This is a genomic window from Micromonospora sp. WMMD967, from assembly GCF_029626165.1.
GTDB classification, from domain to species: domain Bacteria; phylum Actinomycetota; class Actinomycetes; order Mycobacteriales; family Micromonosporaceae; genus Micromonospora; species Micromonospora taraxaci.
The window spans coordinates 2,754,097-2,768,583 of sequence record NZ_JARUBK010000001.1 but is presented as its reverse complement, the minus strand read 5'-3'; the positions used below and the strand labels follow the sequence as shown (position 1 = coordinate 2,768,583).

General features: G+C 71.0%; 10 protein-coding genes. 4 read left to right on the top strand and 6 right to left on the bottom strand.

All coding sequences use genetic code 11. The annotated features are described in order from the left end of the window. Positions 1–51 precede the first annotated feature (51 nt). Together O7631_RS12955 and hflX are read right to left on the bottom strand one after the other, a co-directional pair. Positions 52–1,878: a hypothetical protein gene (locus O7631_RS12955; RefSeq protein WP_278144445.1), complete on the bottom strand. Its 1,827-nt coding sequence runs from the start codon at positions 1,876–1,878 to the stop codon at positions 52–54. A gap of 50 nt (positions 1,879–1,928) precedes the next feature. Beyond that, the gene (gene hflX, locus O7631_RS12950) at positions 1,929–3,383 is read right to left on the bottom strand and encodes a GTPase HflX (protein WP_269680503.1); all 1,455 of its coding nucleotides are present in this window, start codon (positions 3,381–3,383) and stop codon (positions 1,929–1,931) included. Between the two features lie 183 nt (positions 3,384–3,566). On the opposite strand from hflX, the gene O7631_RS12945 reads away from it, so the two are divergent. Beyond that, entirely contained in the window at positions 3,567–5,033 is a 1,467-nt protein-coding gene (locus O7631_RS12945; protein WP_278144444.1) for an NAD-dependent malic enzyme, read from the top strand. 97 nt (positions 5,034–5,130) lie between these two features. Here O7631_RS12945 and dapF read toward each other — a convergent pair whose 3' ends face one another. Genes dapF through O7631_RS12930 form a run of 3 tightly spaced genes read right to left on the bottom strand, consistent with a single transcriptional unit; the run spans position 5,131 to position 7,809 of the window. After that, the gene (dapF, locus tag O7631_RS12940; protein WP_278144443.1) at positions 5,131–5,976 is read right to left on the bottom strand and encodes a diaminopimelate epimerase; all 846 of its coding nucleotides are present in this window, start codon (positions 5,974–5,976) and stop codon (positions 5,131–5,133) included. 7 nt (positions 5,977–5,983) lie between these two features. Beyond that, positions 5,984–6,898, bottom strand: coding sequence for a tRNA (adenosine(37)-N6)-dimethylallyltransferase MiaA (gene miaA, locus O7631_RS12935; protein ID WP_278144442.1), 915 nt, complete (start codon positions 6,896–6,898; stop codon positions 5,984–5,986). Next, positions 6,895–7,809, bottom strand: coding sequence for a hypothetical protein (locus O7631_RS12930; protein ID WP_278144441.1), 915 nt, complete (start codon positions 7,807–7,809; stop codon positions 6,895–6,897). Before O7631_RS12930 ends, miaA begins: the two co-directional genes overlap by 4 nt. A 150-nt stretch (positions 7,810–7,959) precedes the next feature. Here O7631_RS12930 and O7631_RS12925 point away from each other — a divergent pair, with 150 nt between their 5' ends. The 3 genes from O7631_RS12925 to O7631_RS12915 all read left to right on the top strand — a co-directional run bounded on the left by O7631_RS12925 (position 7,960) and on the right by O7631_RS12915 (position 12,734). Beyond that, positions 7,960–9,168, top strand: a complete 1,209-nt coding sequence (locus O7631_RS12925) for a DUF349 domain-containing protein (RefSeq protein WP_269680508.1) — start codon at positions 7,960–7,962, stop codon at positions 9,166–9,168. 355 nt (positions 9,169–9,523) lie between these two features. Then, complete coding sequence (locus O7631_RS12920) at positions 9,524–11,107, top strand: cellulase family glycosylhydrolase (RefSeq protein ID WP_278144440.1); 1,584 nt, start codon at positions 9,524–9,526, stop codon at positions 11,105–11,107. A 265-nt stretch (positions 11,108–11,372) separates the two neighbouring features. Further along, positions 11,373–12,734, top strand: coding sequence for a cellulose binding domain-containing protein (locus tag O7631_RS12915; RefSeq protein ID WP_278144439.1), 1,362 nt, complete (start codon positions 11,373–11,375; stop codon positions 12,732–12,734). A 39-nt stretch (positions 12,735–12,773) separates the two neighbouring features. On the opposite strand, the gene miaB is transcribed toward O7631_RS12915, so the two are convergent. Beyond that, positions 12,774–14,267, bottom strand: a complete 1,494-nt coding sequence (miaB, locus tag O7631_RS12910) for a tRNA (N6-isopentenyl adenosine(37)-C2)-methylthiotransferase MiaB (RefSeq protein ID WP_278144438.1) — start codon at positions 14,265–14,267, stop codon at positions 12,774–12,776. Between the last annotated feature and the right edge of the window lie 220 nt (positions 14,268–14,487).

The following is a 14,487-nucleotide window of genomic DNA, read 5'->3' as shown; positions in this document are numbered from 1 at the left end:
GGTGCCCACCCGCATCAGTCCGTCAGGGGCGGGTGGGCACCGACAGAGCCTTCAGTAACGGTCGCCCCGATAGCCGCGACCGCCCCCGGGATACTGCCCGTACGGATCGACAGGCGCGTCGTCGTCGCGCCGACGGCCGGGCCGCTGACCCCGCTGGTCGGGCTCCTGGCCGCCACGCCGGGGCGGCTCCGCACGGCCGGTGCCAGGCTGGCCGCCACCATCGCCGTACACGCCGCCGCCAGGCCGACCGCCTCCGCCCTGCGGGCGACCGCTCCCACCCTGTGCACGACCGCCGGTACCCTGGGGGCGACCACCGCCACCGGCACCCTGCGGACGACCACCTGCACCGGCACCCTGCGGTCGACCGCCACCACCAGCGCCCTGCGGGCGACCACCGGGGCCCTGTGGTCGACCGCCGCCACCCGCCGGAGGCCGTCCGCCCCCGTAGACGCCGTTGCCGCCATCCGACCGTGCCCCGCCGTAGCCGCCATCCGTTGCTGCCGGGCGGGCACCTCCGTACACGGCACCACCTGCCGGGGCGACGCCACCGCGCCCCGGCGCACCACCTGCCGGCGCCGGGCCGCCACGACCTGGGGCACCGCCACGACCCGGGGCACCGCCGTAGACCGCACCGCCCGCCGCCGCGCCGCCACCGTAGACACCGCCCTTACGGTCGGCGGACGCTCGGGGATCATCGGCGGAACGGCCACCGCGCGGGCCGAACGGCTCACCTTCCGGGTCCGACGAGTCGGAGTCATCAGCCGGCGGCCGTTTACGGGCCCGGACGATGCCGACGATGCCGGCGGCGACCAGCAGCAGACCGAGCAACCCGACCGCGCCGACCAGGTACGTGATGTCGTCGAAGCTCAGCCCGGCCGTCCACGACTTCGAGGCGGCCGGCTTGGCGGCAGCCCCGCCGCCCGGTGCCTGTGGCGCCGCGGTCGAGCTGGACGGTGTGTAGCTGAGGATGTCGAGGGGCTCGTCCTCGCCGAACCGGGTGGCGTCGGAGACCGTGAGGAACGACTTCCCGTCCGGGGTGTAGCTGATGGCCTCGCCGAACGGGTCGGCCAACGCCGTCACCCGGGGCTTGCCGGTGGTGAGCGCGCCGACGATGTCACCGCCGCTCACGTCGAACTCGAACGCGTCCGCGTACGTGCGCAGAACCACCCGGGAACCGTCCGGCGACCGGGCCGCGCCGGTGATGGCGATCCGGCCGAACGTGTTGAGTGGGTTCTCCGTCTGCGTCTTCGGCAGGGCGATGTCGCCGGCCTTACTCATCGGCACCGGCTCGGTGTCGCCGCTCTTCAGAGCCGCCGTGGGGGTGTAGATCTCGGCCTTACCGCTGGTCACCTTCGTGATGATCAACGGCTTGCCGTCGTCGCCGATGAGCAGGGCCTCGGCGTCGTGCGGTTTCGCCTCGGGATAGGCGAGCCGGTGCAACGTTGGTTGCTTGTTGCCACTGACCGGCATCGACCAGAGCGCGACGCGTGTGCGGCGGGTCTTCGAGTCCGCGTTGTCGCCGATGTCGGCGATCCACAGGGTGTTGCCGTCCTTGGAGAGAGCAAGGTCCTCGGTGTCGGCCGGGCCCTGCCCCGAGTAGCGGACCGGCTCCTTCGAGATCTTGCACTTGCTGTCGAGGAAGAAGACCCGCTTACGTGCCGCGTTCTCGGTGCCGTCGTTGACGACGATGTAGCCACTCTTGGTCGCGACCAGCCCGGACAGCTCCCGCAGGCGCTCGTCGGTGATCGTGCACCGCTTCTGCCCGGAGGCGGCGGCGGACATCCCGGGGGCGGGAGCCGCCACTGCGACTCCGGAGAGCGCCACGGTTGCCCCGAGCAGGCCGAGGGCAACCGTGACCGAGGAAACAACGCGGCGCATTCGGCCAGTGTCGCATGCCGCGCGTTTCCGGTGGATGACGCCGTGGTCGCTCAGGAGCGGACGCCGGCCACCTGACTCTCCCGCTGAACCTCGAAGGGCGCCAGCTCCGCAGCCAGCTCCGCGCCGACCCGGACGTGCAGCAGCGTGCCCTCCGGCAGGTGCGACGTGCTGAGCACGTCACCCGTGCGGTGCACCCGTGCCACCAGGTCGCCCCGGTCGTACGGAAGCACGGCCCGGACCTCCACGGCCGGACGCGGCAGCCGCTCCTCGATCGCCGCGCGCAGCCCGTCGATGCCCCGACCCGAGTGCGCGGACACGAAGATCGCGTCCGGCCAGAGCCGCTTGAGTCGCAACAGGGTGTCCTCGTCGGCCGCGTCGGTCTTGTTGACCACCAACAGCTCGGGGAGCCGGTCGGCGCTGACCTCGGCGAGCACCGCGTGGACCGCCCGGACCTGCTCCTCCGGATCCGGGTGGGTGCCGTCGACGACGTGCACCACCAGATCCGCCTCCGCGACCTCCTCGAGCGTCGAGCGGAACGCCTCGACGATCTGGTGCGGCAGGTGCCGGACGAAGCCGACGGTGTCGGAGAGGGTGTAGAGCCGCCCGTCCGAGGCGGTCGCCTTGCGGGTGGTCGGGTCCAACGTCGCGAACAGCGCGTTCTCCACCAGCACACCCGCACCGGTCAGCCGGTTGAGCAGGCTGGACTTGCCGGCGTTGGTGTAACCGGCGATGGCCACGGCGGGGACCGAGTTGCGTGTGCGTCGGGCGCGCTTGGTGACGCGTACCGTGCGCATGCTCTTGATCTCGCGCCGCAGTCGGGAGATGCGGTGGCGGATACGCCGCCGGTCGGTCTCCAGCTTGGTTTCACCGGGACCACGAACACCCACACCGCCACCGGCGCCGCCACCCCGGCCGGAACCACCGGTCTGCCGGGAGAGCGTCTCACCCCAACCACGCAGCCGGGGCAGCAGGTATTCGAGCTGTGCCAGCTCGACCTGCGCCTTACCTTCCTTGCTCTTGGCGTGCTGGGCGAAGATGTCGAGGATCAGCGCCGTCCGGTCGACGACCTTGACCTTGGTGCGCTGTTCCAGGTTGCGAAGCTGCGACGGCGACAGCTCACCGTCGCAGATGACGGTGTCGGCGCCGCTGGCCAGCACCACCGAGCTGAGGTCGTCGACCTTGCCGCGGCCGATGTAGGTGGCCGGGTCGGGGCGGGTACGGCGCTGGATGAGCCCTTCGAGCACCTGCGAACCGGCGGTCTCGGCCAGCGCGGCAAGCTCGGTCAGGGAGTTTTCCGCGTCGGTCACCGTGCCCTCGGTCCACACACCCACCAGGACCACCCGCTCCAGCCGCAGCTGGCGGTATTCCACCTCGGTGACGTCGCTGAGCTCGGTAGAGAGGCCTGGGACGCGCCGGAGAGACTGCCGCTCCGACAGGTCCAGCTCGCCGGTGGTGACGTCGTCGAACTCGTCCTCGACGGGGACGAAGCTCTCCTGGTTCCGCAAGCGGTTCTCCTGTCCGTTTTGATAAGTAGAACGTAATCCTGACATGACACAACGCCGAACGCACCTGCTATATGCCCATGGTGAAGGTCGCCAAAAGTGGGGCCGAATGCTGGTCGGGGTCGACAACCCGGTAGAAATGCGGGCGGCGGCCGAACGGCCGCACAGCCGTTACGGAGGGATCCCGTGGCCATCACCCGACTGCCCAGCGCCGGATTTTCGATCACCATCCGGATCGCGGTAACCGCGGACGCCTCCTCGATCGGCCGGCTCACCACCTCCGTCGGCGAGGCCGGGGCGATCGTCACGGCGCTGGACGTGGTGGACTCCGACCCCACCAACGTGATCGTCGACCTGACCTGCGACACCGCCGACGCCGGTCACGCCGACCAGGTCGTCGAGGCGCTGACCGCGCTGGACGGCGTGGACGTGCGCAAGGTGTCGGACCGGACGTTCCTCCTGCACCTCGGCGGCAAGATCGAGGTGACGTCGAAGGTCGCGCTGCGCAACCGCGACGAGCTGTCCCGGGCGTACACCCCGGGGGTTGCCCGGGTCTGCATGGCGATCGCCGAGAACCCGGCGGACGCCCGGCGGCTGACCATCAAGCGGAACACCGTCGCGGTGGTCAGTGACGGTTCCGCGGTGCTGGGCCTGGGCAACCTGGGCCCGGCCGCGTCGCTGCCGGTGATGGAGGGCAAGGCGGCGCTGTTCAAGCGCTTCGGCGGGGTGGACGCCTGGCCCGTGGTGTTGGACACCCAGGACACCGACGAGATCGTGCAGATCGTCAAGGCGATCGCGCCCGCGTACGGCGGGATCAACCTGGAGGACATCGCCGCGCCGCGCTGCTTCGAGATCGAGGCCCGGCTGCGCGAGGCGCTGGACATCCCGGTCTTCCACGACGACCAGCACGGCACCGCGATCTGCGTGCTGGCCGCGCTGACCAACGCGCTGCGGGTCGTGGGCAAGGAACTCAAGGACGTGCGGGTGGTCGTCTCCGGCGCCGGCGCCGCCGGCACCGCGATCATGAAGCTGCTGCTGCGTCAGGGCGTCGGCGACATCATCGCGTACGACCGGCAGGGCGCCCTGCACCGCGGGCTGACCGGGCTCAACTCGGCGTGGCAGTGGCTGGCGGAGAACACCAACAAGGAGAACTACTCGGGTGACCTGCCCGGTGCGATCCGGGGTGCCGACGTGTTCATCGGCGTGAGCGCGCCGAACCTGCTCACCGGGGACGACATCGCCCAGATGGCGAAGGACGCGATCGTCTTCGCCCTCGCCAACCCCGACCCGGAGGTCGACCCGCGGGAGGCGCGCAAGTACGCCGCGGTGGTCGCCACCGGCCGTTCGGACCAGCCGAACCAGATCAACAACGTGCTCGCCTTCCCCGGGGTGTTCCGCGGCATGCTGGACGCGCACGCCGAGGAGTTCACCGAGGAGATGGCGATCGCGGCCGCCCAGGCCATCGCCGACGTGGTGGGCGAAGACAAGATCAACCCGACGGTGATCGTGCCGAGCGTCTTCGACTCCCGGGTCGCACCGGCCGTCGCCGCCGCCGTCCGCGCCGCCGCGCACAACCCGAGCCCGCGGCCGGCCGCCGACCCCGGCCCGGCAGACCTCCCGGAGATCGCCGCCACCGCCAGCGCAACCCCGTAACGCGCCAAGCCCTCGTCGATCAAGAGGTTCGCGTCAGGAAGATAGCGGAACCTGACGCGAACCTCTTGATCAACACTGGTGGGGCGGCGGGCCCACGTCAGCGGAGCAGGGCGGCCGGGTCGATCTCGCCGGTCGTCACCAGGACGGCCGGGCCGGACAGCCAGCAGGAATCCGCCGTCACGGTGACCGTCAGGCGACCACCAGGCACGTCGACCGCTACCACTCCGGTGTCCCGGCCGAGGTCGCGCAGGGCCACCGCACCCACCGCGCAGGCGCCGGTGCCACAGGACAGGGTTTCGGCGCTGCCGCGCTCGTACACCCGCATCACTGTGTGCCCGTCGGTGGCGTCGACCGGGTCGCCCGCCACGATGAACTCGACGTTCACCCCGCTCGGGAAGACCTCCGGGTCGTACCCGGGAGCCTTCGTCAGATCCAGCTCGGACAACTCCACACCGGCGGGCAGGACGCAGACCAGGTGCGGGTTGCCGATGTCCACCGCCGTGCCGGTCAGTGTCAGTTCGCCGAGGGTGGCGGCCGACTCGTCGTACACCCGGGGGCGGCGCATCTCGACGGACACGGCGTCACCCTCGACCAGCGCGCGCACGACGCCGGCCCGGGTCGCCACCGGCAACGCCGCGCCGGCGGGCGTCGCCAAGCCGGTGTCGAGCAGGTAGCGCACGAAGACCCGGGCGCCGTTGCCGCACATCTCGGCGAACGAACCGTCGGCGTTCCAGTAGTCCATGAACCACTCGGCCTCGCCGGCCAACCCCGCGCCGTCCGGGTGCTTGGCCGCGCGGACCACCCGCAGCACGCCGTCCGCGCCGATGCCCCTCCGCCGGTCGCAGAGCGCCGCGACCAGCTCCGGGGTCAGGTCGAGCTGACCGTCCGCGTCGGGGAGGATGACGAAGTCGTTGCCGGTGCCGTGGCCCTTGGTGAACTCCACGCCCCCATTATCGCGTCTCGGCCGGCACCAGACGCAGGGCGGCCCCGATCACGTCCGGTTCCGCCGAGTCCAGCCAGTGGATCCGGGAGTCCCGCCGGAACCAGGACCGCTGCCGGCGGACGAAGCGGCGGGTCGCCCGGACCGTCTCGTCGTGCGCCTGCGCCTCGGTCAGCTCACCGGCGAGCATCCGCAACACCTGCTGGTAGCCGAGCGCCCGACTCGCCGTCCGCCCCTCGGGCAACCCGCGGCCGACCAACTCGCGGGTCTCGGCCACCAGGCCGTCGGCCCACATCCGGTCGACCCGCAGCGCGATCCGCTCGTCCAGCACGCCGGTGTCCAGGTCGACGCCGAGCTGCACCGACGGGTAGTACGGCGTGGGCTGCGGCAGCGAGGCCGTGAACGGCGCTCCGGTGAGCTCGATCACCTCCAGGGCCCGGACGATCCGCCGGCCGTTGGCCGGCAGGATGCTGTCGGCGGCGACCGGGTCGGCGGCACGCAGCCGCGCGTACAGCGGGGCCGGGCCGACCTCGGCCAACTCGCGTTCCAGTCGCTCCCGCAGCGCCGCGTCGGTGCCCGGGAACTCGAAGCGCTCCAACACCGCCCGCACGTACAGCCCCGACCCGCCGACCAGCAGCGGCACCCGCCCCCGGGACAGGATGTCGTCCACCGCCGCCCGGGCCAGCCGCTGGTATTCCGCGACGCTCGCCGGCTCGGTGACCTCCCAGATGTCCAGCAGGTGGTGCGGCACCCCGTCGCGCTCGGCGACTGTCAGCTTGGCGGTGCCGATGTCCATGCCCCGGTAGAGCTGCATCGAGTCGGCGTTCACCACCTCCCCGCCCAGGGCGTGCGCCAACGCGATGCTCAGCGCCGACTTACCCGCCGCGGTCGGGCCGACCACCGCAACGACCGTACCGCCCGTCACACCCGCTCCCAGGACGCCACGAAGTAGGCGACACCGTAGGGGGCCGCATGGTGCAACAACTCTCCGCGCCACCCGCCGCCAGCCCTCCGGGCCGCGCCGGCCAGCACCTGCCAGGGCGCACGACCAGCGGCCTTCAGCTCCGCCGACACCACCGGGTCCAGGTCGAGCAGGACGTCCAGGTCCGCGTCGGCCAGCGCCGCCGCAACCCTCTGGTCGTACGGGAGGGCGCGCGGGTCGTCGTACCCGGGTGACTTCACTCCCCGGCACGCCGACCCGTCCCCGAGGACCAGCAACGCCACCCGGTCACCAGTGGCGGCGACCTCGTCGGCGAGCACCGCCAGCTCGGCCGGGCCCGCGTCGGCGGCCACCTGCATGGCGGTGACCGCCGGCACGCCGGCCGAGGTCGGGCTGGTCGGCGTTGCGCCGCCCGAGGTCGCGCCAGCCGGCGTTGCGCCGACCGGTGGTGTGCTGCTCGAGGTGGCGCTGGCCGACGGTGTGCCGACCGGCGGCGTGCTGGTCGGCACCGTGCTGGCCGGCGGCGTCTCGTGACGGGTCAGCAGCCACGCGCCGATGGTCAGGCTCAACGGCAGAACCGCACCCCGGTCGGGCTGCCCGGGAACCAGCGGCACGTCCAGGTCGACACCCCAGGGCTGTAGAGAGCCCGTGGCCGGAGTCCGGATCAGCCCGGTCGCCGGGCCGGTCCCGAGCAGCACCACGCTGTCCGGACCGACGGCCAGCAATCGGCGCACGGCGGTGTCGCAGGCCGCCCGAAGGTCGTCCAACTCCGGGGCCGCGGAGCCCGCCACCTCCGGCACGAGCAGGGGCGGATGCGGGCAGACGGCGGCGGCGACCAGTGGCACCCGTTCACCGTAGCGGGAATCCCCGGTGCGTCTCCGCGCCGATCCGGTCATTCGGCCCCTAGGACACCGTATGGTCACGGTCGGCGATAGGCGCTCGACGCGGACCGGGTGAGACCTGTGACAATGCCGGAAGTAACTTGGCTGCGCCGTGGCGGCGACGGGGGTTCGTTCCCTCGACGCCGGGAGAACGAGGATGGGCACATGAGCGACTGGACTGCCTTCGGACGGGTGGACGCGGACGGCACCGTGTACGTCAAGACCACCGAGGGCGAGCGGGTGGTCGGATCCTGGCAGGCGGGTGCGCCGGAGGAAGGGCTGGCACACTTCGCGCGCCGCTTCGCCGATCTGGTCACCGAGGTGGACCTGACCGAAGCACGGCTCAAGTCGGGTGCGGCGGATGCCGGGCACTCGTTGAGCACGATCCGGCGGATCCGCACCACGCTGCCCGAGGCCAACGTGGTCGGCGACATCGACGCCCTGACCGCTCGTCTGGACAAGCTGGCGACCCTCGCCGAGGAGAAGGCCGGCGAGGCGCGCGCCGCCCGGGACGCCGCTCGCGGCGAAGCCCTGGCCCGCAAGACCGCGCTGGTCGAGGAGGCCGAAAAGCTCGCCGCCGAATCCACCGGTTGGAAGACCGCCGGCGACCGGCTCAAGGAGATCCTCGACGAGTGGAAGACCATCCGCGGGGTCGACAAGAAGGCCGACGGTGAGCTGTGGAAGCGGTTCGCCGCCGCCCGGGACGGCTTCACCCGACGTCGTGGTGCCCACTTCGCCTCCCTGGACTCGCAGCGCAAGCAGGCGCAGACCGCCAAGGAGGAGCTGGTCGCCCAGGCGGAGAAGCTCCAGGAGTCCACCGACTGGGCCGCCACCGCCAACCAGCTCAAGGACCTGATGACCCAGTGGAAGGCCGCGCCGCGCGCCTCCAAGGAGGCCGAGCAGAAGCTGTGGGAACGATTCCGGGGTGCGCAGGACGCCTTCTTCAGCCGACGCAGTGAGGTCTTCTCCGCCCGGGACAACGAGCAGCGCGGCAATCTGGAGCGCAAGCAGGCCCTGCTCGCCGAAGCCGAGGCGCTGGACATCGACGCCGACCCGAAGGGCGCCCAGGCCAAGCTGCGCGAGATCCAGGCGCAGTGGCACGAGGCCGGCCGGGTCCCCCGCGAGGCGGCGGCCGGGCTGGAGCGCCGGCTGCGCGCCATCGACGACAAGGTCCGCGACGTGATGGACTCGGCGTGGCGCCGCACCACCAAGGAGGACAACCCGCTGCTCGCCCAGATGCGGGCACAGGTGGCGGAAGCCGAGGACCGGCTGGCCCGGGCGCAGAGCGCCGGGGACGCACGCCGGATCAAGGAAGCCGAGCAGGCGCTCGCCTCCAAGCGGCAGTTCCTCCAGCTCGCCGAGCAGGCCGGCTGAGCTGACGTCTCCCGGAGCCCCCGGCCCCCTCACGGGGACCGGGGGCTCCCACGTATCCAGGCGCACCGGCACCCCGGCGCTCGCCCCGCCGCACCCAGCGACGGCGCGTCCCCGAGGTCGGCTTGGGGCTGGCGGGGCTGGTTGACGCATTGACGTGGGGTGATCAGAATGAGCCACGGAGTCAGGTAGGGCCACCGGGACGAGGGCGACGAAGGCGGAACAACCGCCGTCGTGGGTCGCCGGTGAGCTTCCGCGAGTGACACGTCCGCGTGACATGGGCCGTCGCGCACTGTCCGCGTACCCCTTGGGGAGCGTGACGTGCGGACGGCCACCTGGCCTCCGAAGTGGAGCTCGAATGTTCCGTCCTAAAGCTTTCGGCGGCGCGGTCACCGCGCTCGCCACCGTCGCGGCCGGCGTGTTCCTCGCCGCCGCCGTCAGCAGCAGTCCGGCCGTGGCCGCCGGCACCGGTACGGGTTACCTGCACACCAACGGCAACCAGATCGTGGACAGCACCGGTGCCACTGTCCGGTTGACCGGTATCAACTGGTTCGGCATGGAGACCGACAACAAGACCTTCCACGGGCTGTGGTCGAACAACCCGTGGCGGGGGCAGCTCGACACGATGGCGCGGTTGGGTTACAACACGTTGCGGGTGCCGTACTCGAACGACGCGCTGAAGCCGGGCGCGGCGGCCACCGGGATCAACGACTTCGTCAACCCGGACCTGGTGGGGCTGTCGCCGTTGCAGATCCTGGACAAGGTGATCGACTACGCCGGCAGCAAGGGGATGCGGATCATCCTGGACCGGCACCGGCCGACGTCGGCCGGGCAGTCGCCGTTGTGGTACACGTCGACGGTCTCCGAGGCGACCTGGATCAACGACTGGAAGATGCTGGCCCAGCGGTACGCGGGCAACCCCACGGTGATCGGCGCGGACCTGCACAACGAGCCGCACGCCGAGGGCACCAACCCGGCGGCGACCGGCGCGTGTTGGGGGTGTGGTGACACCGCCCGGGACTGGCGGCTGGCCGCCGAGCGGGCCGGCAACGCCATCCTCGGTGTCCAGCCCAACTGGTTGATCTTCGTGGAGGGGGTGAGCTGCCCCAGTGGTGGCCTCTCCAACGTGTGGGACAACGATCCCAGCAACGACGAGGACTGCGGTTGGTGGGGTGGCAACCTGTCGAAGGCCGGTCAGTTCCCGGTACGGCTGAGCGTGCCGAACCGGCTGGTCTACTCGCCGCACGAGTACGCCACGTCGGTGTACCGGCAGACCTGGTTCGACGCTCCGGACTACCCGGCGAACATGCCGGCGATCTGGGACAAGTACTGGGGTTACCTGTACAAGCAGAACATCGCCCCGATCATGATGGGTGAGTTCGGCAGCACCCTGGCCGACCCGAAGGACCGGGTGTGGTTGGAGAGGCTGATGGCGTACACCGGCACCGGCGTGACGGGCATGTCCTTCACCTACTGGTCGTGGAACCCCAACTCGGGTGACACCGGCGGCATCGCGCTGGACGACTGGACGAACGTCAACACCACCAAGCAGGCGATCCTCCAGCCGTACCTGATCCCGCCGACCGGCGGCGGCACCACCCCACCGACGACGGGTGGGCCGACGGACCCGCCGCCCGGCGCCTGCACGGCCACCTACCGGCAGGTCAACGCCTGGCAGGGTGGCTTCCAGGGTGAGCTGACGGTGAAGAACACCGGCTCGGCCGCCGTGAACCCGTGGTCGGTCACCTGGACGTGGCCGTCCGGGGTGACGCTGGGCAGTGGTTGGAACGCCACAGTCACGCAGTCCGGCACGACGGTCACCGCCACCGCTCCGAGTCACGCCCCGTCCCTGCCGGCGGGCGGGTCGGTCACCGTCGGCTTCACCGCCAACGGCACCGCCAGCGCACCGGGCACCGTGAAGCTCGGCGGCGCGAGCTGCTGAGTAGGGAACTGGGCGGCGCACGCTGCTGAGCTGTCGGGACGGCCGGTGCGCGACGCATCGGCCGTCCCGGCCATTTACATGGATGCCCTTCTATGCTTTCATCGGGAAAGCGCTTGCCTCACACTGTCGGCGGGCGTAAGCGCGGGAGCCGCTTTCCTTCACGAACCTGCACTGGCGGGCCCGAGGACCACCGGTCCCGGCCGACCTCGCCGTCCACGGGCATGGGCGACGCGACGGTCCGTCCGCCTCATCGAAAGGGAGCAGCATGCGCACAGGACGGCGTCGAACGACGCTGATCGCCACCACCGCCGCAGCCACCGCGACCCTGGTCACCGCCGGTCTGCTGACCTCCGTGTCCGCGCAGGCCGCCGCCGGATGCCAGGTGGCCTACTCGGTCGCCAGCCAGTGGCCGGGCGGGTTCACCGGCAACGTCACAGTCACCAACCTCGGCGACCCGGTCTCCGGGTGGACGCTGCGCTGGTCGTACGGGGCCGGTCAGCAGACCAGCCAGGCGTGGGGCGCCACCGTCGCACAGAGCGGCAGCCAGGTCTCCGCGACGAACGTCGACTACAACGGCAACCTGGCGACCAACGGCACCGCCTCGTTCGGCTTCAACGCGAGCTGGAACAACTCCAGCAACCCGGCTCCGACCAGCTTCACCCTGAACAACGTCGCCTGCACCGGCAGCACCACGCCGACCACCCCGCCGACCAGCACCCCACCGCCGAGCAACCCGCCACCGTCGAGCACTCCCCCGCCCGGCCAGCAGCCGTCGAACCTGGTCGGCTGGGCCACCCAGAACGGCGGCACCACCGGCGGCGGCAACGCCGGCACCACCACCGTCAGCAACGCCTCGGGCCTGACCAGCGCACTGAACGCGACCGGCGCCGCGGTGATCCGGGTGACCGGGACCATCACCTGCTCGGGCATGCTGCGGGTCCGGTCCAACAAGACCATCATCGGCAACTACGGTGCGACGATCGTCGGCTGCGGTCTCAACATCAACGGCGACCGCAACGTGATCATCCGCAACCTGACGTTCCGCAACTGGGACGACGACGCGATCAACGTGCAGGAGTCGGCCACCAACATCTGGATCGACCACAACACCTTCAGCAACGGGTACGACGGCGCTGTCGACATCAAGCGCGGCTCGGACTTCGTCACCGTCTCGTGGAACCGGGTCTTCAGCCACGACAAGACCATGCTGCTCGGCCACAGCGACGACAACGCCGGTCAGGACGTCGGTCACCTGCGGGTGAGCTACCACCACAACTACTTCGACGGCAGCAACCAGCGCAACCCCCGGGTGCGCTTCGGCAACCCGGTGCACGTCTACAACAACTACTACCGGGCCAACGGCGGCTACGGCGTCGCGTCAACGGAGAACGCCGGCGTGCTGGTCGAGGGCAACTACTTCGAGAACGTCGACGACCCGTACCACCGTGGTGAGGGCGACTCCGGGCCCGGCGGCCTGGTCGCCCGCAACAACCACTTCGTCAACTCGCCCACCGGCCAGGCCGGCGGCAGCGTGGCGAGCATCCCGTACTCGTACCAGTTGGACACCGCGAGCACCGTCAAGTCCATCGTGACGGCGGGCGCGGGCGCCGGCAAGATCACCGTCTGACCGGGGAAGGGTCCCTCGACGAGGGGCCCTTCCGTGCGGTCAGTGCGCGGCGCAGCCCGCGGTGGGCGCGGGCGCGACCGGCGGCGCGCCGACCGTCGGCAGACCGAGCAACACACCGGGGGTACGCGGAGAGCGCCCCGCCTCGGCCGCGTCGCCGGCCCGGGTACGCCGGTGTGCCACCAGCGCCCCGTCGGCATTGAGATGGTGCGGTGCCGCGTACGTGACGGTGGTGTGCACGATGTCGCCCGGGCGGATCTGGCCGGCGAGCGACTCCCCGCCGGGGCCCTCGGTCGCGAAGTGCACCAGCCGCCCGTCGCGGGCCCGACCGGACATCCGGCCGGTGCGCTCGTCCTTGCGGCCCTCGCCGACGGCGACCAGCACCTCGACGGTCTCGCCCACCAGGCGCTTGTTCTCCGCCCAGGTGATCTCCTCGACGGTTGCGACCAGCCGCTCGTAGCGCTCCTGCACGACCTGCTTGGGCAACTGGTCGTCCATCGTCGCGGCCGGGGTGCCGGGCCGCTTCGAGTATTGGAACGTGAAGGCCGAGGAGAACCGCGCCTCGCGGACCACGTCCAGGGTGCGCTGGAAGTCGGCCTCGGTCTCGCCGGGGAAGCCGACGATGATGTCGGTGGTGATCGCCGCGTCCGGCATCGCCGCCCGCACCTTCTCGATGATCCCCAGGTAGCGCTCGGAGCGGTAGGACCGGCGCATCGCCTTCAGCACGTCGTCGGAGCCGGACTGCAACGGCATGTGCAGCGAGTGGCAGACGTTGGGCGTCTCGGCCATCGCGGCGATCACGTCGTCGGTGAAGTCCTTCGGGTGAGGGCTGGTGAATCGCACCCGCTCCAACCCGTCGATGTCGCCGCAGGCACGCAGCAGCTTGCCGAACGCGTACCGGTCGCCGAACTCGACGCCGTAGGAGTTGACGTTCTGGCCGAGCAGCGTCACCTCCAGCACACCCTCGTCGACCAGGGCGCGCACCTCGGAGAGGATGTCGCCGGGCCGCCGGTCCTTCTCCTTGCCGCGCAGCGCCGGCACGATGCAGAAGGTGCAGTTGTTGTTGCACCCCACCGAGATCGACACCCAACCGGCGTACGTGGACTCGCGGCGGGTGGGCAGCGTGGAGGGGAAGACGTCGAGGGATTCGAGGATCTCCACCTCGGCGGCGGCGTTGTGCCGGGCCCGCTCCAGCAGCACCGGCAGCGCGCCGATGTTGTGGGTGCCGAAGACCACGTCGACCCAGGGCGCCTTGCGGACGATGTCGCCCCGGTCCTTCTGGGCCAGGCAGCCGCCGACCGCGATCTGCATCCCGGGGTGCTTGTCCTTCACCGGGCGTAGGCGACCGAGGTTGCCGTAGAGCCGGTTGTCCGCGTTCTCCCGCACCGCGCAGGTGTTGAAGACGACGATGTCCGGGGTGTCGTCGGTGGGCACCGCGCGCACGTAGCCGGCCTGTTCGAGCAGCCCGGAGATGCGCTCAGAATCGTGCACGTTCATCTGGCAGCCGTACGTCACGACGTTGTAGGTCCTAGCCACCCTCTTGGTGCCCCTTCCCCTCGGGCTACCAGGGTAGCGACCCGTTCGGCGGCACCTACCCACCGGCATTGACCCGGCGGCCCATAGCGGGCATCCACGACGGGCAGTACGCTGCACAACAAGAATGTGTTCTGGGCGATTTCGGGGGCTTTGCACTCGGCGCCGACGATGCGCGGCTCCGTTCACGGGGGAGCACATGACGACCCGCGGGAGGCCAACC

Excerpts from the sequence above, each read along its gene's own strand:
- O7631_RS12925 (WP_269680508.1), top strand. The coding sequence starts at position 7,960 with ATGAGCGACTGGACTGCCTTCGGACGGGTGGACGCGGACGGCACCGTG.
- O7631_RS12915 (WP_278144439.1), top strand. The coding sequence starts at position 11,373 with ATGCGCACAGGACGGCGTCGAACGACGCTGATCGCCACCACCGCCGCA.
- O7631_RS12930 (WP_278144441.1), bottom strand. The coding sequence starts at position 7,809 with ATGACCGGATCGGCGCGGAGACGCACCGGGGATTCCCGCTACGGTGAA.
- O7631_RS12955 (WP_278144445.1), bottom strand. The coding sequence starts at position 1,878 with ATGCGCCGCGTTGTTTCCTCGGTCACGGTTGCCCTCGGCCTGCTCGGG.
- O7631_RS12920 (WP_278144440.1), top strand. The coding sequence starts at position 9,524 with ATGTTCCGTCCTAAAGCTTTCGGCGGCGCGGTCACCGCGCTCGCCACC.